The following is a 19,801-nucleotide window of genomic DNA, read 5'->3' on the forward strand; positions in this document are numbered from 1 at the left end:
GCGATCGAGACCGCGGCGCTCGATCCGTCCGGATGGCCCGGCGCCGCAGTGGCGCGTTCCTCGATCGGCACCACGGGGAGGGCGGTCTCGAACGTCGCGCCGGCGTCTTCGGGAGAGACATTCGCGAGGGGAACGGCGATCCCGATCTGCTGCGCACGCGCCGCCACGTGGTCGGGATCGGCGATCAGATAGAAGGCGGGCACATCGCGCTCGCGCCGCATCGACCAGGCGGCGAGCGCGATATCACAGCCGATGCCGGCCGGCTCGCCGATGGTCAGCGCCAGCGCGCGCATGTCATTGCTTGTATTCGATCATGGCCTGCGCCCGTAATTCCTTCAGATACTGGTCGGCGCGGGACTGGAATCGCTTCTGGAAGATTTCGTCACGGACTTTCCGCTTGGTCGGGGAGTCCGAATTGGTTTCCTTCTTGTCGCACAAGGCGAACACTTCGACACCGCCTTCGGTGACTTCCGGCGGGGTCACCCTGCCGACATCCACCTTGGCGAGGATTTCGCGCAGCGCCGGACTGAGGTCGGCCGAATTGCGGCGGATCGGCGCGCGGACGACGACTTCGCGGAGCGCGCGCGCGAAGGGCAGGCCGGTCGAGCAGGACTGGAAGCGTTGGCGAAGCGCTTCGGCTTCGCGGCGACGCGCTTCGACAACGTTGGCCGAGGAGCCGCGCGGCACGACGAAGGTGATCGGGTGAAGCGTATATTCGACGCCGGTCTCCTTTTGATCGCTTTTCATTTCCGCCTCGAAGATATCCTTCTCCGAGGGGGTGAGCTGCTGCCCGAACCTGCCGCGAACGATCTGGTTCCAGGTCAGGTCGGCCTTGAGACGCGCCTTGAGCGTGTTCGGATGAACCCCGCGGCTTTCCAGCATCTTGCCGAACTGCTCGGCCGTCATGCCGGCATTGCGCGCCATCGTGCTGAAGGCGCTGTCGATGTCGGCATTGCTCATCTCAAAATTGTAGCGCTTGGCCGCGAGGATCTTCACCTTGTCATCGATCAATTCGTCGATGACCTCCTTGCGGCTCTTGGGCTTGCCCGCGAGTCCGACAAGCTTGCTGCGTTGTTCGATGTCATAGGCCGTGATCGGCTGGCCGGTCACATACAGAACGATCTGGGCCTCGGCGGGCGAAGCCAGGACGGTGGCGCAGATCGCCAGCGCGAAAGCGCCGGGAATCAAGCGAAAGCCAGCCGTTCCTGCCCGTCGGTCATGCATCATCAATCGGTCCCAAAATGTGGGCGGCGCCGCAGCAGCGCTCCGGCCTACAACCCGCCGAGGCCCGATGTGCCGGTCGTGAAGGAGGTGTTGCCGAGCGTCCGCAGGCTCATCTGCAGCATCAGACGATGGTCCTTCGTCGGGTTGCCGCTATAGGTGTAACTCGTGATGTAATTCAGGGCCAAGATAAGGCAATCGTCGATATATCCGAGACCGAGCCTCGTCTGATCGAAACTCGAGGCATCGATGTCGTAGCGTGCCGCCGCGATGACCGCCCAGTTGTCGGTGAACTTCCAGGACGCGCCGCCCAGGATGCCTTCGCGGCGGGTCAGGAACCCGAGTTCCGGCTGCTTGTCGTAATTGCCGTAGAGCGCCTGCAGCGAGATGCGGTCGAAATCGGCACGCCCCTCCAGCTCGAACCGGCGCATCTCGAAGTTCTGCTCGTCGAACCGATAGCGCGTGGTGAAGGTGAAGATGCGGTCGGGCTGATAGGCGACGCGGGCCACGTAATCGGACCTGCGGGTATCGAGACCGCTGTTCAGGCCGGTATTCGCCGCATCGCCCACGGCGAAGGAGTTCGTACCGAACAGCTGGTAGGACTGCCCGAACAGGATATTGATGAAGCCGCCCTGATTGAACTGCGTGTTGAGCTGCACGCCATAATTCGCGCGGCCGCCGCCCTCGACGCGATCCCATCCCGAGAACTTGTCGACACGGAACAGGTTGCCGTCGTCGAACACGAAGCTCTGTGCGTCCTCGTTCGGCAGCTTGCCGATCTTGGTTTCGTTGGGACGCGCGATGACCTGCGCGATCGGCTCGACGGTCGTCGTGCCCCACGGCTGAATGTTGATGAAGGGGTAGCGGTATTCGAGGCCGGCGACCGGCATGCCGCGGAACTCGCCGGAGTCCTTGGTTTCGATGAAGTTCGAAACGCCCGGCTGGTTCGAAATATTCACCGAGGCGACATCGGCGCGCAGCGAAACGAAGGGCGTGAACACCTGACCGAGCGGATCGGTCACGGTCCGCTTCCAGGTCGTTTCCGCGGACAAGCGCGAGTAGCTGCCGGGGGCGCCACGCAGCACGCAATTGTTGGTGTTCTTGATCGCCGGATCGGCGGTCTGGAGTCCGCAATAATTGCCCAACGCCGCGGTATTGTTGATGGCGTCGAAATCGGCGGTGTTGCGCGACACGCTCGTCAGATTGAAGCGGAAGCCGAGCTCACCCCCAAGCACCGGCTGGCCGACCACATAGGTGTAGTCGATCACAGGATGGACCACAGGCAGTTGCTTCTGGTCGTCGAATTCCGAGAACCCGTAGAAATACATGGTGCGGGCGTCGAAATAGGACCGGTTGCCGCGACCCACGAGGTAAAGCTGCGACAGCCCTTCCATGTTGTTGTCCTGGAACAGGCTGTTGACGCGCTTGGTAAAGGTCTGGACCGGATAGTCCTGATAGAAGGTCTTGTCCGAGATCAGCAGCGCGTCCCAGCCCCACACCCAGCGCCGGTTCAGCCCGAACTGGCCGTTCGATTCGATCGCGCCGCGCCATTCACGATAGCCCGGCGTCGGAACGCCGTCGGCCCGCATGAACTCGTTCATGTCCATCTGCTTGATGCCGCTCGCGCGGATCGAGTAGGCGCCGTTCAGCAGCCGATGGCGGAATTCGGCCGACATGAACGGCCCTTGCTTGGTCGAATAAGAGGGGATCAGCGTCAGGTCGTAATTCGGCGCCAGTGCCCAGAAATAGGGGACCTGTGCGGTGAAGCCGAGCTTCGTGCTGTTCGACAGGAACGGCATCAGCCAGCCGCTCTTGCGCTTCACCGTCGGGTCCGGTGTCGACATATAGGGGAAGTAGGCGATCGGTAATCCGAACAGCTCGAACGTGCCCTGCTCGAAATAGATCATCTTCTCCTGATCGTCGTGGATGATGCGCGCGCCCTTGACCTGCCATAGCGGCGGCTTGCGCGGGTCGGTCTTACACGGCTCGCACGCGGTATAGACGCCGCTTTGCAGGACCGAATAGCGGCCTTCGCTTCGCTCCACGCGGGCAGCGGCAAAGCGCGTCTGATCGGGGGTCTCGACCCGCATCGAATCGACGAAGCCGTCGCGATAATCGTCGTTGAGCTCAAGGATCTCGCCGTAGGTGATATTGCCGCCCGGCTCGGTGAGCCGGACATTGCCCTCGGCGCGCAGCCGCTTGGTCTCCTGATTGTAGACGAGGCGGTCGGCCTCGATGGTCGAGCCATCGTAATAGATCTGGACGTTGCCGACCGCGCTGACGCGGTGGTTGACGTGGTCGTATTGGACCTCGTCCGCCTGGACGAGCATCTGCTTGTCGCCCTTCTTGACCGCATTGCGGTCGAAGGCCGGCGGCTTCATCGGCGCGCGGTCCGGGTACCTGAAGAAATCCGTCTGGGCCTGGGCAGGCGTGACCGTCGTGAGCCCGAGCAGGGCCACGGCAATACACGTCGTTGCCGCGACAGACACGGCGCGGCCGATCGATCCGGGACGGGATGGATTACGCAACGCCATTACCCGTCTTCCTGATAAAGCAACACCAAGAACCCCGTCAGTCCCCCAATGAGCACTGGCGCCCAAGCCGCCGTCAGCGGCGACAACAGCTCTGTCTTACTCATATCCTCGGTAATCTTCGAGAGGACATAGAGCAAAAATCCGGACAAAACGCCGCCCAGCACCATCTTTTGCACGCCACCCATGCGGGCGAAGCGCAGGCTGAACGCGGCCGCCAGCAATACCATCGATGCGAGCAGGAAGGGACGGGACAACAACTTCTGGTACTGCAGTTTATAGGACGCCGCGCTGACCCCGGCATTTTCCGCGAGTCGGATGTATTCTGGCAATTCCCAGACCGTCAGGGTTTCCGGCGTGGCGAAATTCTCGCGAACCTGCTCGCGCGACAGGTTGGTCTTGAGATCGTAGATTTCGTGAACCGAAGGCGGCGCATTGCTCGGGTAGACGCGGGCATCGCTCAGCTGCCAGGCCCCGTCCCGCAGATTCGCGGTCCGTGCCTCGATTCGCGCCTGATAGCGGCCGTCATGGTCGAACGTGAAGATCGTGACCCGGTCGAGCCGCAACCCTTGCTGGCGGCTCTTCTCCGCATTGATAATCGATTGCCCGTCCGGGCTCTTTTGACGGACCCAGAAGCCGGATTCCTGCTGGCCGAATTCGCGCTGGCCGAAGATCTCGATCTCGAAGCGCTTGGAGCGCTCCTGCAGCGCGGCGGCCACCGGATTATAGACCACGGTGGCGAGGACCCCGAGCACCAGCGCGATCAGGATCGCGGGCGCGGTAAATTGCCAGGCCGACACGCCCGCGGCCCGCGCCACCACGAGTTCGTTTCGCCGCGACAGGCCGAGATAGCAGGACATCGCACCAATCAACGCGCAGAACGGCATGATGCGTTCGGCAATGATCGGGACCCGGAAGAAGGAGAGCTTGAAGACGGCGAGGGCAGTTGCATTCTCGTTATTCGAAGTCCGGCGCAGAAGCTCGACCGAATCGAGCAAGGCGACAAGGAATATCACGCCGCAGAATACGGATAGAACGGTTACCAGGAACCGCATCCCGAAATATCGGCCGAGAGTGAGCGATACGCGCAACACCGACTCCGTCAGGTTGACGCCGTGGCCGGCTTCAGCCGCGCCAATTGCGCGCTGATGGCATCGACGGCGTTGAGGACGAAGGCGGGCGGCTCAATCTCGAGCCCGCGGTGAATGGCGTAGAGGCCCAATCCCGTCGCAACCGCAAGCAACAGGTATTGCAGCGCCAGCACCCACGGGTAGCGCACGCACAGCACGATCACCACGAAGCCCATCAGGCGGATTGCGGCGATGGCGAGCGAGGCGCCGACAACGGACATGGTGCGTCCTTGCCGGGTGGTTCGCGGCGCACCGAGATAGGCAAAGGTGATGATCGTGAACACGATCGGATAAAGCGGTGCGAAGATGCGATCATGCAATTCGGCGCGAACCTGGCCGGGGAGCAGCTTGCTCTTCTCCGGATCGTTGTCGATCAGTTCCCAGAGGAAGCGATCGCGCGCCGACGCGCGTTGCTGGGCTGAATTGGAATTGGCCTGTTCGAGATCGAGGGCATAGCGCTCGAACTTCACGATCGTCGGATCTTTCGGCTTGACCGGCTCGGGTTGGTTTCTGTTCCGCTGCGGCAATTCGAGCCGCTGCACGCTGCCGGTTTCGAGCACGAGGAAGGTGCCGCGCTCGTCCTTCACCACGGTCCCTTGTTCGGCGAGGAAGGTCGCGCGCTCCTTGGGAGACCTGCGGTCGTCGACGAAGACGCCGAGCAGCAAGCCGTTCGGCTGGCGTTCGCGAATGTGGAACACGAGGCCGCGCTCGAAACCGTTGAAGCGGCCCGGCTGCACGACATTGGTGACAAGGTCGGCGCGCACTTCATTGGCCCAGGCGTGGAGTGTCTGCAGGCCGAGCGGACCGAGCCAGCTGCCGATCAGGGTCATGATGGCGCTGACGAACACCGACAGGATCAGAAAGGGCCGAAACAGCGCCCATGGCGACATGCCGGCGGCATTCATGACGATCAGCTCGGAATCGTTCGAGAGCCGGCCGATCGCGTGCATCACGGCGATCATCAGCGCGATCGGCGCAATGACCAGCACCAGCATCGGTATGATCAGGCCGGTGATGCCGAGGAACACCAGCACCGTCTGACCGCGGCTGGTCATCAGGTCGATGTCGCGGAGGGCCTGGGTGATCCAGATGACCGAGGTCAGGCTGAACAGCACGATGGCGAAGGCGCTGAAGGTCGTGCCGAAGATGTAGCGGTCGATGGCGCTGACGCCCGGAATCTTGGGAAGCCGGAACTCAAGGCGCGGCCAGCGAGCGGGCAAGCGCGGCCAGCGCAGCCCAAACCCCGGCAGCTTCTGCGATCCCGACCCAAACGAAGCCATGCGGCTCGACATTCCCCCTCATACCGTCCGCGATCCCGGTGGGGACCTCGGCTCCCGGACAGCTACCCCCAGCCGCATCCGGTCACGCATTCATGATCGATTCACATCGTGGCCCAGCCAAGGCAAAGCTGTTGAAAATGCATCGAAAAAAGTTAATCCGGGCGCAAGATTTGGGCTTCTGTGTCTTCTGGATCACGTCGCCGCAGCCGGTCAGGTTCCATTATGGTTAACCGGGCGTATTACCCCGGCAGCGCCAGATGAGACCGGCCCATGAAGCCGGATTTGGGGCGGCGGGCCGATTGGGGCATAAGGACCTCCATCTGAGGCGAAACACACGGACAGGATTGCGAAACCATGGCTGGCGCTCTCAAAATTGGCTTCTCATCCTATTCGGCGCCGGATGAGGGCGTCCTGCTGGTTTTCGCGGGGCCGAATCTCAAATTCGGGCCGGCCACCCAGGCGCTGCTGAAACCGGTGGCCGATCTCGTGGCGCGGGCCGCGGCGGCGGACCGCTTCAAGGGCAAGAGCGGATCGTCCCTGGACCTCGTCGCCCCGCAGGGCCTCAAGGTGGCGCGGCTGATCGTGGTCGGCGTCGGGGCGGATGCCGAGGCGAAGCCGGACGACAAGGTCAAGCTCGGCGGCAGCGCATTCGGACGCGCGCCGGCGAGTGCAGGCGAGGTCACGATCGTCGCGGAGTTTCCTTCTGGGCCGCTCACTCCGGACCAGGCCGCGGATATCGCGCTTGGCGCGGCGCTGCGGGCCTATTCCTTCGACCGCTACAAGACCAAGAAAAAATCCGACGAAGACGCGCCCAAGCAGCGGCGCCTGACGGTCTGCGTCGACGCGCCCGACAAGGCGCGCAAGGCCTTCGCTTCGCGCGAGGCGATCGCCGAAGGCGTGGTGATGGCTCGTGACCTCGTCAACGAACCGGCCAATGTGCTGTACCCGGAAGAATTCGCGCGCCGTGCGACGACGCTGAAGAAACTCGGCGTCGAGGTCGAGGTGCTGGACAAGAAGGCGCTCACCCGCCTGAAGATGAATGCCTTGCTCGGCGTCGGACAGGGCTCGATCCGCGAAAGCAGGGTCGTCGTGATGCGCTGGAACGGCGGCAAGAAGGGCGCAAAGCCGCTCGCCTTCATCGGCAAGGGTGTGTGTTTCGACACCGGCGGCATTTCGATCAAGCCCGCGGCCGGCATGGAGGACATGAAGGGCGACATGGCGGGCGCGGCCTGCGTGGTCGGACTGATGCACACGCTCGCCGCGCGCAAGGCAAAGGTGAATGCCATCGGTGCGATCGGCCTTGTCGAGAACATGCCCGACGGCAATGCGCAGCGGCCGGGTGATATCGTCACCTCGATGTCCGGCCAGACCATCGAGATCATCAATACCGATGCCGAGGGACGCCTCGTCCTCGCCGACGTGCTCTGGTATGTCGGAAAGACCTACAAGCCTGAATTCATGGTGGATTTGGCGACGCTGACCGGCGCCATCATCGTCTCGCTCGGCCATGAATATGCCGGCCTGTTCTCCAATGACGACAAGCTCGCCGAAAGGCTCGCCGAAGCCGGCAAGCTCACCGGCGAGCGCGTCTGGCGCATGCCGCTCGGACCCGAATACGACAAGCAGATCGATTCGAAATTCGCCGACATGAAGAATACCGGCGGCCGGATGGGCGGCGCGATCACCGCCGCGCAATTCCTGCAGCGCTTCGTCGACAAGATCCCGTGGGCGCATCTCGACATTGCCGGCACCGGCATGGGATCGCCGCAGTCCGACATCAACAAGAGCTGGGGATCCGGCTTTGGCGTGCGCCTGCTCGACCGGCTGGTGGCCGATTCATACGAAAAGTAACGCCACGCGAAGGGTGACGCGATGAGGTACGGCTTCATCGCGGTCCTTCTGGCGACGCTGCTGTTTGCGCTCGCCGCGGAAACGCATGCCGAACCGGCGCGCGCCGAGCGCATCGCCGTGCGCAACGACAGCGGGCGTGTCGATGCGCAAGCCGGTGTCGTTTCCTTCATGCGTTCGGCGAAAGCGGACGCCACGCGGCCGGTGACTTTCGTCATCGGCGGCGGTCCCGGCTCATCGTCCGCCTATCTCAATCTCGGCGCGCTCGGCCCGAAGCGCATCGCGTTCGAGGGCGCTGCATCCGACCGGCGGCCGCTCTTGCCGAACGACGAGAGCTGGCTCGCCTTCACCGATCTCGTCTTCGTCGATCCGCCCGGCACCGGTCTCGGACGTCTCGTCATCGACGACGCCAGGACACGCGAGCGCGTCTGGTCGGTCGACGGCGATGTCGCATTGCTGTCGGACGCCATCGCTTCATGGCTCCGAAAGTCGGACCGCGCCGGTGCGCTCAAGGTGCTGGTCGGGCAGAGCTATGGCGGCTTGCGCGTGCCGCGCATCGTGGAAGCCCTGCACCGGCGCCATGGCATCGCGATCAACGGGATGGTGCTGGTCTCGCCCGTCCTCGACTATGGCTGGCGCTATCACGCGCGCACCTCGCCACTCGCCCTGATGACCTTGCTGCCGTCCTTCGCCGCCGCGCGGATGGAAAAGGAGGGCGCGTTCGATGCGCAAGGCCTTGTCGCCGTTCAGGATTATGCCCGCACCACATTCGTCGACGATTATCTCAAGGGGACCGGCGATCATGAGGCGTTGCAGCGTCTGATCGATCGCGTCGTCGCCATCACCGGGCTCAAGCGGTCCGTGGTCGAAGCGGTGCAGGGACGGGTGACCGAGGATTTGTTTGCGCGCGAGGCCGCGCGGCAGAGCGGCAAGCTCACATCATCATACGACCCGGCGGTGACCGGGGACGATCCCGATCCGTCGCAACCGCGTCCGGATTTTTCGGACCCGTTTCTGGCCGGAATGAAGGCGCCGCTGACCGCCGCGATGGCGACCCTGCTGCGGAGTGACGGCAAGGCGCCGTCGCTCCCATACGTGGTGTCCAGCGAGGTTGTTTTCGAAAACTGGCACTGGAGCGACGGACACGGCATGCCGGAATCGGTAACCGCGCTTCGCAAGATGCTTGCGCTCGATCGCGGGCTGCGCGTGATGGTTGCTCACGGCTATTCCGATCTGCAGACGCCGTATTTCGAGAGCATGCTGATCCTTGCGCAGCTTCCCCGTTTTGACGGCCGCATTGAGCAGCGCCAATATCGCGGCGGTCACATGTTCTATTCCCGCGACGCCTCGCGCGTTGAGTTCAGGCGCGATGCGGAAGCCTTCTTCGCTTCGCTGACAAAACCGCGATGACGGAAATCCGCTTCTATCACCTGCTGGAACAGCGCCTCGAACGGGTGCTGCCGCAACTGCTCGAGGTTTCGCTGCAGCGAGGCTGGCGTGTCGTGGTTCAGGCCGCCTCGGAGGAGCGCGTCGAGGCGCTCGACGCGCATCTTTGGACCTATCGCGACGACAGCTTCCTGCCGCACGGAACGTCGCGCGGGCCGGACCCGGCTGAGCAACCGATCCTGCTGACCGCCGATTCAGGCAATGCCAACAACGCGACGGTGCGCTTTCTCATCGACGGTGCGGCGTTTCCGGATGACATGTCGCAATACGAACGCCTGGTCCTGATCTTCGACGGCACCGACGACGATCTGGTGGCGCGTGCTCGCGAGCAATGGTTGCAGGCCAAGGCGCAGGGTCATGATGCAAGTTACTGGCAGCCCGATGACAGCGGCCGCTGGGTGCAGAAAGCGTGAGGCGAGGGCTGCCCGGCTCTCGCCTTAATCTACAGGAAAAAGCAGCGTCTTCGGGCCCGGATCGGGCGTTAACAACGATCGCCGCGATCAGGTGAGCACGCGTTGATCGCTGCCATCGTGACGTCTTACAATCCGGGTTCGCTCGCTTGAAAGATCGAGCCGGGGGTTTTTCGTGCAGATTTGCGTGCTTTCCAGACATCTGACGGCTGCGGCCGGGCCGTTGGCCGCGCTGTTGCTGCTGTCGGCCTGTGCGGCGTCCGATCCGGCGCAGCCGAACACCAAGGTGTCCGAAATTTTTGCAACGCCGGAATGGGCGAAGGGCAACCAGGCGCGCGCGCAGGCGACGCGCGCCATCACGCAAGCTGACCTGATCAATCCCGACGGCTCCTGCGCCGCACCTCCGGCGACCGACGGCGTGGCGCCCGCTTCACCTGACGCGGACCGCGCGCTTGCCGGAACCGGGCAACTGCCGGCCGTGACCGGCGGCGTTGGCCTCGGGATGACCGAATGTCAGGTGATGGAGCGGACCGGGTCTCCCGACACGTTCAATATCGGCGCCGAGGGCACCGAGCGGGTTACGACCATGACGGTGACACGCGGCGCCTGGCCCGGCTTCTACCGCTTCCGGGGCGGTCGGCTGGTGACGATCGAACGCGTCGATGTACCGGCCCCCGCAAAGCCGACACGCCCGTCCAAATCGAAGAAGACCGCGAGCCAGTCGAAGGCCGTGCCGTTGCGTGGTGGCCAGCAATAGGCCGGATGGTGCCGCCGCCGGAGCGGGGACCGTTCACACGTCAGGGCTGAGCCGGAACTTCCCGCCACCTGCCGTTAGTGGGCGTTTGCATTTGCCCCACGTTTGATACGCTCGGCCTTCGGTCGGGCGAATGCGCCGCCTGAAAGCCGCGCATGGGATTGGCTCAACATTTGCACTTTGCCGTGCGCTTAAGTCGTACGCTTAAGTCGTACACGTTAAGTCGTGCACGCCAAGCTGTCATGCGCGTGACCTTGTCGCGCGCGTGATGTTCGGAAGATGCCCGGTCGGGTTTGTTGAAGGACGTTCGAGATGAAAGCGGTTTTTCGTGCGGCGCTCGCGGCTGCGCTGATGCTGGCAGCGAATTCAGGTCACGCACAGAGTCAGAATGCTGCACCGGGATCGGATTATCCCAACCGACAGGTTCGCATTCTCTTGCCGTTTCCGCCCGGCGGCGTCGCCGATGTGGTCGGACGCATGCTTGCGCAGAAATTGTCCGACAGCACCGGACAGAACTTCTTTGTCGAGAACCGGCCGGGCGCCGCCGGCAATATCGGCGCCGCGCTGGTGCAGTCGCTGCCGCCCGACGGTTACACGATCCTTCTCACCAGTTCGAGTTTCCTGATCAATCCCGGATTGCAGAAGGTGCCTTACGATGCGGTCGGCGGTTTCGAGCCGATCACGATTATCAGCGCATCGCCGAGCATTCTCGCGATCCATCCCGGCCAGCCGGTCAATTCCGTGAAGGACCTGATCGACATGGTGAAGAAAGCGCCGGGCACGCACAGCTATGCGTCAGCCGGCGTCGGCTCGACGCCGCATCTGCAGGGCGAGATGTTCAAGCAGGCCTACGGTCTCGACATCGTGCATGTGCCCTTCGCGGGCGGTGGTCCGGCCTTGCAATCGGCTGTTGCCGGACACACGCCGATTGTGTTCGCGGCCTTGCCGCCCGCCATTCCGCTGGTCAAGGCTGGCACGCTGCGTGCGCTCGCCATTGTCGGGCCGAAGCGGGTTTCTGCCTTGCCGGATGTTCCGACGATGACCGAGGCAGGATTGCCCGGTCAGGAAACCGAAACCATCCTGCTCGCGCTCGCTCCGGCCGGCACGCCGAAGCCGATCGTGGACAAGCTGCAGCAGGAGATCGTCAAAGCGGTGAATACGCCCGAGGTGGTGCAAAAGCTCGACGCGCTCGGCTTCTCGCCGCTCGGCACGACGCCCGCCGAAGCCGCCAAACGCATCAAGTCCGAACTCGATTTGTGGGCGAAGGTCATCAAGGACGCGAAGATCCAGCAATAAAGGTGGCGGCGGGCCGGTCTTCGCCGGCTCGCAACCCGCTTTAGCCTGATGCCGCTTCAAGCTCGGCGCTGGCCTCGAGCCATTCGTCCTCGGCCTCGGCCAGCCTGGCGGCAGCTTCCGCACGCTCCCTGGCGAGCTGGCCTGCCTTCGCCGGATCGCTCGCAAACAGGGTGGCGAGCGTCGCGTCAAATTGCTCGATTTGCGCGGACAGCTTTCGTGTCAGCGCCTCCGCGGCGCTGACACGCTTGCGCAAGGCCGCGAGCTCCGAGCGCTTCTGCGCGGAGTTCCTGCGGCTCTCGACACCGGCTTTCGGCGCAGCATCCTTTTCGGCCGCGGATTTCCGGGTGTCGCTGCTCTCGCCCGACAGGATCAGACGGCGGTAATCGTCGAGATCGCCGTCATAGGGCGCGACCCCGCCGCTACGCACGATCCAGAGCCGGTCGACGCAGGCTTCCAGGAGATAGCGATCGTGCGACACGAGGACGACCGCGCCCGGATAATCGTTGATCGCCTCGATCAGTGCCGCGCGGCTGTCGATGTCGAGATGGTTTGTCGGCTCGTCGAGGATGATCAGGTGCGGACCGCCGAAGGTGGCAAGGCCGAGCATGAGCCGCGCCTTCTCGCCGCCCGATAGCGTTTCGACCGCGGCATCGGCACGCTGCGCGGAAAAGCCGATCGCGCCCGCCTTGGCGCGGACCTTGGCTTCGGGCTCGTCCGGCATCAGCCGCCGCACATGATCATAGACGCTCTCCTTGGGCCGCAGCTCGTCGAGCTGATGCTGGGCGAAATAGGCGATCCGCAATTTGTCGGCGCGGGTGATGCGTCCGCTCATCGGGGCAAGGCGATCGGCGAGCAGCTTGACCAATGTGGACTTGCCGTTGCCGTTGGCGCCCAGGAGCGCAATGCGATCGTCGTCATCGATGCGAAGCGACAGGTTGCGCAGCACCGGCTTGCCCGGTTCGTAGCCGACCGACACGCCGTCGAGCGCGATGATCGGCGGCGACAAGGTCTTGTCCGGCGCAGGCAGGACGATCGGCCGGACCTCGTCATTGACCATCGCTGACGGCGGTTCGAGCTTCGCCAGCATCTTCAGGCGCGACTGCGCCTGCCGCGCCTTGGTCGCCTTGGCGCGGAAGCGGTCGACGAAGGCCTGCAGGTGCTTGCGCTGCGCTTCCTGCTTCTTGGCGAATTTTGCGTCGAGCATCTGCCGCTCGCGGCGCTGACGCTCGAACGAGGAATAGCCACCGCGATAGAAAGTGAGCTTGCCGTTCTCCAGATGCAGGATGGAATCGACCGCGTTGTCGAGCAGGTCGCGGTCGTGGCTGATGACGATCACGGTGTGCGGATAGCGCGCGAGGTGATCCTCGAGCCACAGCGTGCCTTCAAGGTCGAGATAGTTGGTCGGCTCGTCGAGGAGGAGGAGGTCCGGCTGCACGAACAGCGTTGCGGCAAGCGCCACCCGCATTCGCCAGCCGCCGGAGAATTCCGAGACCGCACGCGCCTGGTCGGCGGTCGAGAAGCCAAGGCCCGACAGGATGGCCGCCGCGCGCGCCGGAGCGGCATGCGCGTCGATGTCAGACAACCGCGTATGGATCTCGGCGATCCTGTCGGCATCGCTGGCATGCTCGGCCTCGGCGAGGAGAGCAGAGCGTTCGCGGTCGGCGGCGAGCACCACATCGAGCAAACTGTCCGGCCCGCTCGGCGCTTCCTGCAGAAGGCGTCCGACACGCGCGCGGGACCGAATGGTCAGGCTGCCCGATTCAGCGGCGAGATCGCCGGTGATGACGTTGAAGAGGGTGGTCTTGCCGGTGCCGTTGCGGCCGACAAGGCCGGTGCGGCTGCCGGCCGGGACCCGGACCGAGGCGTCGTCAAGGAGCAGGCGTCCGGCGACGCGGACCGTCAGGTGGTCGATGATCAGCATGCGGCGCGTTGTGGCCAATCGCGTCCGCGAGATCAACCGGGGCGGCACAGGCGATTCTTGCGACCCGGCCAGTCGGAAAAGCGATTTCGATGAGGAAAAGAATAGCGGGGATGATCGAACCCGACGGGATGACAGTGACTCTTTTCGCGAATCACTGGAAATTGATGCGGGGCAAGCCTCTGGCTGCTCGAGTGGCGTTTCACCTCAAACCTGAACGAGGACGCTATGGCGAAGAAAGCCAAGAAGAAAAAAGCTGCGAAGAAGAAAAAGAAGTAATGAGTTTACATCGGCCCGGGCGGAGACTTCCCCCGGGCCGAATGCTTTTTCGGGTTGCCCAGGCGCTGCGTCGCTCTCGCCCTGACGGCTTCCTCCCCGCATCGATCTTTCCTCGCACGAATGGACGCCCGCGCGTGCATGCCGCTTGAACGGCACGCAGCAGCGCGCGATGCTTTGCCGCTAGGCTCATTACGCGCCAACGGAGTTAAGCCATGTGCGTTCCGGGATGTGAGCAGGCGGTGCGTGCGGCCCTGAGCCGGCGCGGATTTTTCACAGGCGCTGCGGCGAGCGCATTCGCGGCCACCGCCGTATCACCGGCCACGGCGCAGGAGCGCAGCTTTCGCCGCGCGGTGGATCTGACCCACACCATGTCGCCGGACTTCCCGACATTCTTCGGCGTGCCGGGCATTGAAATGAAGCGGCAGGCCGAACTGAAGAAGGATGGCTTCAACGCCTATGTCTGGCAGCTCATGGAGCATGCCGGCACGCATCTCGATGCGCCGATCCACTTTTCCGAGAATGGCGCCACGGCCGACCGGATTGATGTCGCATCGTTTGTGGTGCCGCTTGCGGTCGTCGATGTGACCGAGGCCGCGTCGAAAGACACCGACTACCAGCTGTCGCGACGCGATCTCGAAGGCTACGAGGCGAAGCATGGCCGCATCCCGGACAATGCCTGCGTCGCGATGTATTCCGGATGGGGCCGCTACGTGGCCGATCATGCCAGGTTCACCGGCAAGGACGCCGCCGGTTCGTTTCACTTCCCCGGCTTCTCACCGGACGCGGCGCAGTGGCTGATGAGCGAACGCAAGGTCGCGGGCATCGCGGTCGATACATTGTCGCTCGATCACGGCGCGTCGAAGGATTTCAAGACGCACTACCTGTGGCTACCGTCAGGACGCTGGGGATTGGAGAATGTCGCCAATCTCGATCAGGTCCCCGCGGCCGGTGCGACGCTCGTCGTCGGCGCCCCCAAGGTCAAGGATGCGACCGGCGGGCTGGTGCGATTGATCGCGCTCGTCTGATCGCGCTGCATCTGAATGCGAGAAGCCCCGGTCCCTTTCGGGATCCGGGGCTCTCTGCCTCCCGGCATGATGTCCGCACGGATCAGGTCAGATCAGCGGCAGACGTTGATGGTCCTGAAGAAGCCGCCGCCATAGGGCAGCTCGATCCACACCTTGCGCCAGCAACCCGCGTAGATCGGGCGGGCGTGGAAGTGGTGGCCGTGCCAGTGATGATGGTGGTGGCCCTTCCAGCCATGTGCGGCGGCCGGCGTGGGTGAGGCGAGCGACGCGATGCCGACGGTGGCGACAGCGGCGAGCGCGATTGCAGTGATGCGAAGCATTTTCAAATCTCCCTTTCTGGATGCACGGTGGCATCCTGTGCAGGTCTGTCGTCGCATCAGGCGATACCGTTCGCGGTCATGCGTTAAACTTGCGCAATGAAAGCTGCGACATGTTGTGCATGAGAAATGGGGTGCGGATGGGTCAGGCGCACAGGTCGAGAAAAGAAAAAACCCGGCCTCGCTGCGAGGCCGGGTCAACACGACGCCTGCAAGGCGCACGTGCTTAGTAGTAATAGGACCGGTAGTAGCTCCGGTGGCCGTAATACGGCTTGTAGTAACGGTAGCCGTAATAGGGCTTGTAGTAGTTATAGCCGTAATAGCCATAACCGCCGTAGTAATGGGCCGACGCGGCGGACGGGGCGAGCGCAGCAGTCACGAGCGCGGCACCGGCAGCCAGGCCAAGCAGGGTCTTACGGAACATGGTGTCTGTCTCCTGTGACGGATGTGGGGGTCACATCCTGTCCGTCTGTCGCGCCTGGCCGCGAAAAGGTTCGAGCCCCGGTCAGGCCGAAAAGGCCCGTGCGGTCATAGCCTTACGGAATTGCAAGGATGCGGCGGGAGGTCGCGGGGCCGCCTTGCCGCGGTTCGGGCGCATGGTTATAAGCCCGCTCGCACCCATTCCGGGCCTGTTTCCAGATCATTCGAAGGAACGTCATTCATGGCGATCGAGCGCACCTTTTCGATTCTCAAGCCGGACGCCACGGCGCGTAACCTGACCGGCGCGATCAATGCGGTCATCGAGAAGGCGGGGCTGCGGATCGTCGCGCAGAAGCGCATCCGCATGTCGAAGGCCGAGGCCGAGACCTTTTACGGGGTCCACCGCGAGCGTCCGTTTTTCGGCGAACTCGTCGAGTTCATGACCTCGGGTCCGGTGGTGGTCCAGGTGCTGGAAGGCGAGAATGCCATCGCCAAATATCGCGAGATCATGGGCGCCACCGATCCTTCCAAGGCCGCCGAAGGTACGATCCGCAAGCTTTACGCGAAATCGGTTGGGGAGAACTCGGTCCACGGATCCGACGCTCCCGAAACCGCGGCGAAGGAAATCGCCCAGTTCTTCTCCGGGAACGAAATTGTTGGCTGAATCCGGCCAACACGTCCCGCTCTCAGCCGAGAGGCTGAGACATCTAGACCCAGTTGCCCCTGTATCTCTACGGTCGTAGAAATACATAATACCGGTTTAGACACAGGGGTAGTTGGTGGAAGCGCTGTGGGCGGACTTGTTCTCGGGGGCCTTTTGGGTCGCCGCGGGCAAGATTATCGGAATCAACATCATTTTGTCCGGCGACAACGCGGTCGTGATCGCGCTGGCCTGCCGGATGCTGCCGCCGCGCGAGCGCTTCTGGGGCATGATCCTCGGCGCCGGCGTTGCGGTGATCCTGCGCATTGTGTTCACGCTGGTCGTGGCACAGGCGATGGAATATCCGTTCCTGAAGCTGATCGGCGGCGTTCTGCTGTTGTGGGTCGCGGTCAAGCTGGTCGTGCCCGAAGACGATCACGGCGAGGGCAAGATCACGGCGGCCGACAATCTCTGGCGCGCGGTGCGGATCGTGGCGGTGGCCGACATCGTCATGAGCCTCGACAACGTGATCGCGATTGCGGCGGCGGCTGAATCGGCCGCGGCGGTGGTCGATCTGGCGCATGCCTCGACGATCAAGACCGTGCTCATCATCTTCGGTCTCGTGACGTCGATCCCGCTGATCGTCGCGGGTTCGGCGCTGCTGATGTCGCTGCTCGACCGGTTCCCGATCCTCGTGTGGGCCGGCGCAGCGCTGCTCGGCTGGGTCGCCGGCGACATCATGGTGAAAGATCCGGCGCTCGAGTGGGTCCTGACGCCTGACCAGGTGCATGTGCTGCATTACTGGGCGGCGGGGGTCGGCGCGGCCTTCGTGGTGCTGATGGGCTACTGGCTGCGGCAGTACAAGCACAAGAAGATGCTCGAGGCGCCGCTGGTGGTCGATCCGCCCGGACCCGAGGAATTTCCGCACAAGCACTGACCGAACCCGGTTCGGCGAAGCGGTTGAATAATGCTAGAAGGGGCGGGATGAACATCCATCATCCCGCCCCTTCGCTTGCTATCAGGGCTTCGGCCTGTCCGCACGATTGCCCGTCGACATGCGCCCTCGAAGTCGAGGTCCATGATGGAGTGCGCATCGGGCGGGTACGCGGCGCCGATGACAACGCCTATACGGCCGGTGTCGTCTGCGCGAAGGTCGCCCGTTACGCCGACCGCATCCATCATCCCGACCGGTTGACGAGGCCGCTGCGGCGCAAGGGCGCCAAGGGCGAGGGCGCGTTCGAGGACATCGGCTGGGACGATGCGCTCGACATCGTCGCGGAGGAATTCCTCAAGGCAGAGGCGCGCTACGGCGCCGAGACGGTGTGGCCGTATTTCTATGCCGGGACCATGGGCCTCGTGATGCGCGACGGCATCAACCGGCTGCGCCACGCGAAGAAATATTCCGGCTTTCAGACCACGATCTGCGTCAATCCCGCCTGGACCGGGTTCATTGCGGGTACCGGAAAGCTCGCCGGCGCCGATCCGCGGGAAATGGCGAAATCCGACCTCGTGGTGATCTGGGGCACCAATCCGGTCTCCACCCAAGTCAACGTCATGACCCATGCGACGCGCGCCCGCAAAGAGCGCGGCGCGAAGATCGTCGCCGTCGACATCTACATGAACGGCACGATGGAGCAGGCCGACCTGCCGGTGCTGGTCAAGCCGGGAACGGACGGCGCGCTCGCCTGCGCCATCATGCATTGCCTGTTCCGCGATGGCGCGGCCGACTGGGACTATCTCGACCGCTACACCGATGCGCCGCGCGAGCTTGAGGCGCATGTCAGGACACGGACGCCGCAATGGGCGTCGGCGATCACCGGCTGTCCGGTCGAAACCATCGAGGAATTTGCGCGCCTCGTCAGAGAAAACAAGCGCGCGTTCTTCCGGCTGGGCTACGGCTTCTCGCGCTCTCGCAACGGCGCGGTCAACATGCATGCCGCGAGCTGCATCCCTGCCGTGACCGGCGCCTGGCAATACGAAGGCGGCGGTGCGTTTCACAATAACGGGGCGATCTATCACTGGAACAAGGGGCTGATCGAGGCGCCCGAACTGATCGACCCTTCGGTGCGCATGCTCGATCAGTCGCGGATCGGTGCGATCCTTGATGGCGATGCCGATGCCTTGTTCGGCGGGCCGCCGGTGACGGCCTTGCTGATCCAGAACACCAATCCGGTTTCGGTTGCGCCCGATCAGAATGTCGTCAAGCGCGGCTTCGCGCGCGAGGACCTGTTCGTGTGCGTCCACGAGCAATTCATGACCGAGACCGCGGCGATGGCCGACATCGTCTTGCCCGCGACCATGTTCATGGAGCACGACGATCTCTATCAAGCGGGCGGCAGCCAATACATTCTGCTCGGACCGAAGCTGATCGATCCGCCGGGTGAATGCCGCAGCAATCACGATGTCCTGTGCGGACTCGCGAAGCGCCTCGGTGTCACGCATCCCGGTTTCGAGATGTCGCCGCGCGAGATCATCGACTGGACGCTGAAGAATTCAGGCTGGGGCGATCTGGCCCGGCTGGAGCGCGAGCGCTGGATCGATTGCCAGCCGCCTTTCGAGAAGGCGCATTATCTCGACGGCTTCAAATGGCCGGACGGCAAATTCCGGTTCAAGCCGGACTGGCCGACGGTGCCGTTCAAGTCGCCTTGGACTGCCGGTCCCGTGGATGAAATGCCGAAGTTGCCAGACCACTGGGCAGTGACGGAGGAGGCGGATGCGGAGCATCCATTCCGGCTTGCGACCTCGCCGGCGCGGCAATTCCTCAATTCGACATTCAACGAGACAGAGGCCTCGGTGAAACGGGAAGGGCGGCCGACGCTGATGATCCATCCCGACGACGCGGCGCCTCTTGGCATCGCGGATGGCGCGCGCATCGCGGTCGGCAACAGGCGCGGCACCGTGAGGCTGCACGCGAAACTGTTCGGTGGCGTCCGGCGTGGCGTGGTGATCGCGGAATCGATCTGGCCCAACTCTGCCTACGAAGACGGCTGCGGCATCAATTCGCTGACCGGCGCCGACGCGATCGCGCCCTATGGCGGTGCGGCGTTCCACGACAATCGGGTCTGGGTCAAGCGGTGGCAGCCCTGATTGCGGCAGGGCAAGTTTCCGCGTTTGCGTGCTGATAGAAGACCGGGCGTGACAAGAAAACGGGCGATGGAATTCCACCTCATCCTAAATCGTCTAGACGCCCGACTGCTTTTCCGTTTTGCAGCATTTACGCAAAGTTCGTCCGTTTGAGCGATGCGAACATTAACAATGACGGCAGCAAGCGGACCTTGTCTTGCTA

The 19,801-nt window shown here is 63.6% G+C and carries 17 protein-coding genes and 1 pseudogene; 10 read left to right on the forward strand and 8 right to left on the reverse strand.

All coding sequences use genetic code 11. The features are described from left to right. The 5 genes and pseudogenes from pdxA to lptF all read right to left on the reverse strand — a co-directional run. Positions 1-293 (reverse strand): annotated as a pseudogene (gene pdxA / locus VN004_RS21270) (4-hydroxythreonine-4-phosphate dehydrogenase); the annotation flags it as partial. A 1-nt stretch (position 294) separates the two neighbouring features. Then, positions 295-1,188, reverse strand: coding sequence for a peptidylprolyl isomerase (locus VN004_RS21275; protein WP_325614177.1), 894 nt, complete (start codon positions 1,186-1,188; stop codon positions 295-297). An 83-nt stretch (positions 1,189-1,271) separates the two neighbouring features. Next, positions 1,272-3,755, reverse strand: a complete 2,484-nt coding sequence (locus VN004_RS21280) for an LPS-assembly protein LptD (protein WP_325614178.1) — start codon at positions 3,753-3,755, stop codon at positions 1,272-1,274. Continuing rightward, on the reverse strand, positions 3,755-4,846 hold the full coding sequence (gene lptG, locus VN004_RS21285; protein WP_325614179.1) for an LPS export ABC transporter permease LptG: 1,092 nt from the start codon (positions 4,844-4,846) through the stop codon (positions 3,755-3,757). The genes VN004_RS21280 and lptG overlap by 1 nt, the downstream gene beginning before the upstream one ends. An 8-nt stretch (positions 4,847-4,854) precedes the next feature. Further along, on the reverse strand, positions 4,855-6,174 hold the full coding sequence (gene lptF, locus VN004_RS21290; RefSeq protein ID WP_325614180.1) for an LPS export ABC transporter permease LptF: 1,320 nt from the start codon (positions 6,172-6,174) through the stop codon (positions 4,855-4,857). A 342-nt stretch (positions 6,175-6,516) separates the two neighbouring features. On the opposite strand from lptF, the gene VN004_RS21295 reads away from it, so the two are divergent. From VN004_RS21295 to VN004_RS21315, 5 genes are all read left to right on the forward strand, one after another. Continuing rightward, positions 6,517-8,013 carry a leucyl aminopeptidase gene (locus tag VN004_RS21295; RefSeq protein ID WP_325614181.1) on the forward strand — a complete coding sequence of 499 codons (1,497 nt, stop codon included), beginning with the start codon at positions 6,517-6,519 and terminating at the stop codon, positions 8,011-8,013. Between the two features lie 21 nt (positions 8,014-8,034). Further along, positions 8,035-9,420: a S10 family peptidase gene (locus VN004_RS21300; protein WP_325614182.1), complete on the forward strand. Its 1,386-nt coding sequence runs from the start codon at positions 8,035-8,037 to the stop codon at positions 9,418-9,420. After that, the gene (locus VN004_RS21305) at positions 9,417-9,869 is read left to right on the forward strand and encodes a DNA polymerase III subunit chi (RefSeq protein WP_325614183.1); all 453 of its coding nucleotides are present in this window, start codon (positions 9,417-9,419) and stop codon (positions 9,867-9,869) included. Before VN004_RS21300 ends, VN004_RS21305 begins: the two co-directional genes overlap by 4 nt. 184 nt (positions 9,870-10,053) lie before the next feature. Beyond that, positions 10,054-10,623 carry a hypothetical protein gene (locus VN004_RS21310; RefSeq protein ID WP_325614184.1) on the forward strand — a complete coding sequence of 190 codons (570 nt, stop codon included), beginning with the start codon at positions 10,054-10,056 and terminating at the stop codon, positions 10,621-10,623. 309 nt (positions 10,624-10,932) lie between these two features. Then, positions 10,933-11,916: a tripartite tricarboxylate transporter substrate binding protein gene (locus tag VN004_RS21315; protein ID WP_325614185.1), complete on the forward strand. Its 984-nt coding sequence runs from the start codon at positions 10,933-10,935 to the stop codon at positions 11,914-11,916. A gap of 40 nt (positions 11,917-11,956) precedes the next feature. On the opposite strand, the gene VN004_RS21320 is transcribed toward VN004_RS21315, so the two are convergent. Next, entirely contained in the window at positions 11,957-13,837 is a 1,881-nt protein-coding gene (locus VN004_RS21320; protein ID WP_325614186.1) for an ABC-F family ATP-binding cassette domain-containing protein, read from the reverse strand. 110 nt (positions 13,838-13,947) lie between these two features. On the opposite strand from VN004_RS21320, the gene VN004_RS21325 reads away from it, so the two are divergent. Continuing rightward, positions 13,948-14,262 carry a hypothetical protein gene (locus tag VN004_RS21325; RefSeq protein WP_325614187.1) on the forward strand — a complete coding sequence of 105 codons (315 nt, stop codon included), beginning with the start codon at positions 13,948-13,950 and terminating at the stop codon, positions 14,260-14,262. 90 nt (positions 14,263-14,352) lie between these two features. Continuing rightward, positions 14,353-15,138 carry a cyclase family protein gene (locus VN004_RS21330; RefSeq protein ID WP_325614188.1) on the forward strand — a complete coding sequence of 262 codons (786 nt, stop codon included), beginning with the start codon at positions 14,353-14,355 and terminating at the stop codon, positions 15,136-15,138. Positions 15,139-15,230: 92 nt separating this feature from the next. Here the strand turns inward: VN004_RS21330 and VN004_RS21335 are convergent, their stop codons facing one another. Then, positions 15,231-15,458, reverse strand: coding sequence for a hypothetical protein (locus VN004_RS21335; RefSeq protein ID WP_325614189.1), 228 nt, complete (start codon positions 15,456-15,458; stop codon positions 15,231-15,233). A gap of 223 nt (positions 15,459-15,681) precedes the next feature. Further along, the gene (locus VN004_RS21340) at positions 15,682-15,879 is read right to left on the reverse strand and encodes a hypothetical protein (RefSeq protein WP_325614190.1); all 198 of its coding nucleotides are present in this window, start codon (positions 15,877-15,879) and stop codon (positions 15,682-15,684) included. Between the two features lie 237 nt (positions 15,880-16,116). On the opposite strand from VN004_RS21340, the gene ndk reads away from it, so the two are divergent. The 3 genes from ndk to VN004_RS21355 all read left to right on the forward strand — a co-directional run bounded on the left by ndk (position 16,117) and on the right by VN004_RS21355 (position 19,602). Next, positions 16,117-16,539: a nucleoside-diphosphate kinase gene (gene ndk, locus VN004_RS21345; protein ID WP_325614191.1), complete on the forward strand. Its 423-nt coding sequence runs from the start codon at positions 16,117-16,119 to the stop codon at positions 16,537-16,539. 112 nt (positions 16,540-16,651) lie between these two features. Then, positions 16,652-17,452, forward strand: a complete 801-nt coding sequence (locus VN004_RS21350) for a TerC family protein (RefSeq protein WP_414710379.1) — start codon at positions 16,652-16,654, stop codon at positions 17,450-17,452. Positions 17,453-17,499: 47 nt separating this feature from the next. Further along, complete coding sequence (locus VN004_RS21355) at positions 17,500-19,602, forward strand: molybdopterin oxidoreductase family protein (RefSeq protein WP_325614193.1); 2,103 nt, start codon at positions 17,500-17,502, stop codon at positions 19,600-19,602. Positions 19,603-19,801: the final 199 nt, after the last annotated feature.

This window comes from Pseudorhodoplanes sp. (assembly GCF_035565855.1).
Lineage (GTDB): Bacteria > Pseudomonadota > Alphaproteobacteria > Rhizobiales > Xanthobacteraceae > Pseudorhodoplanes.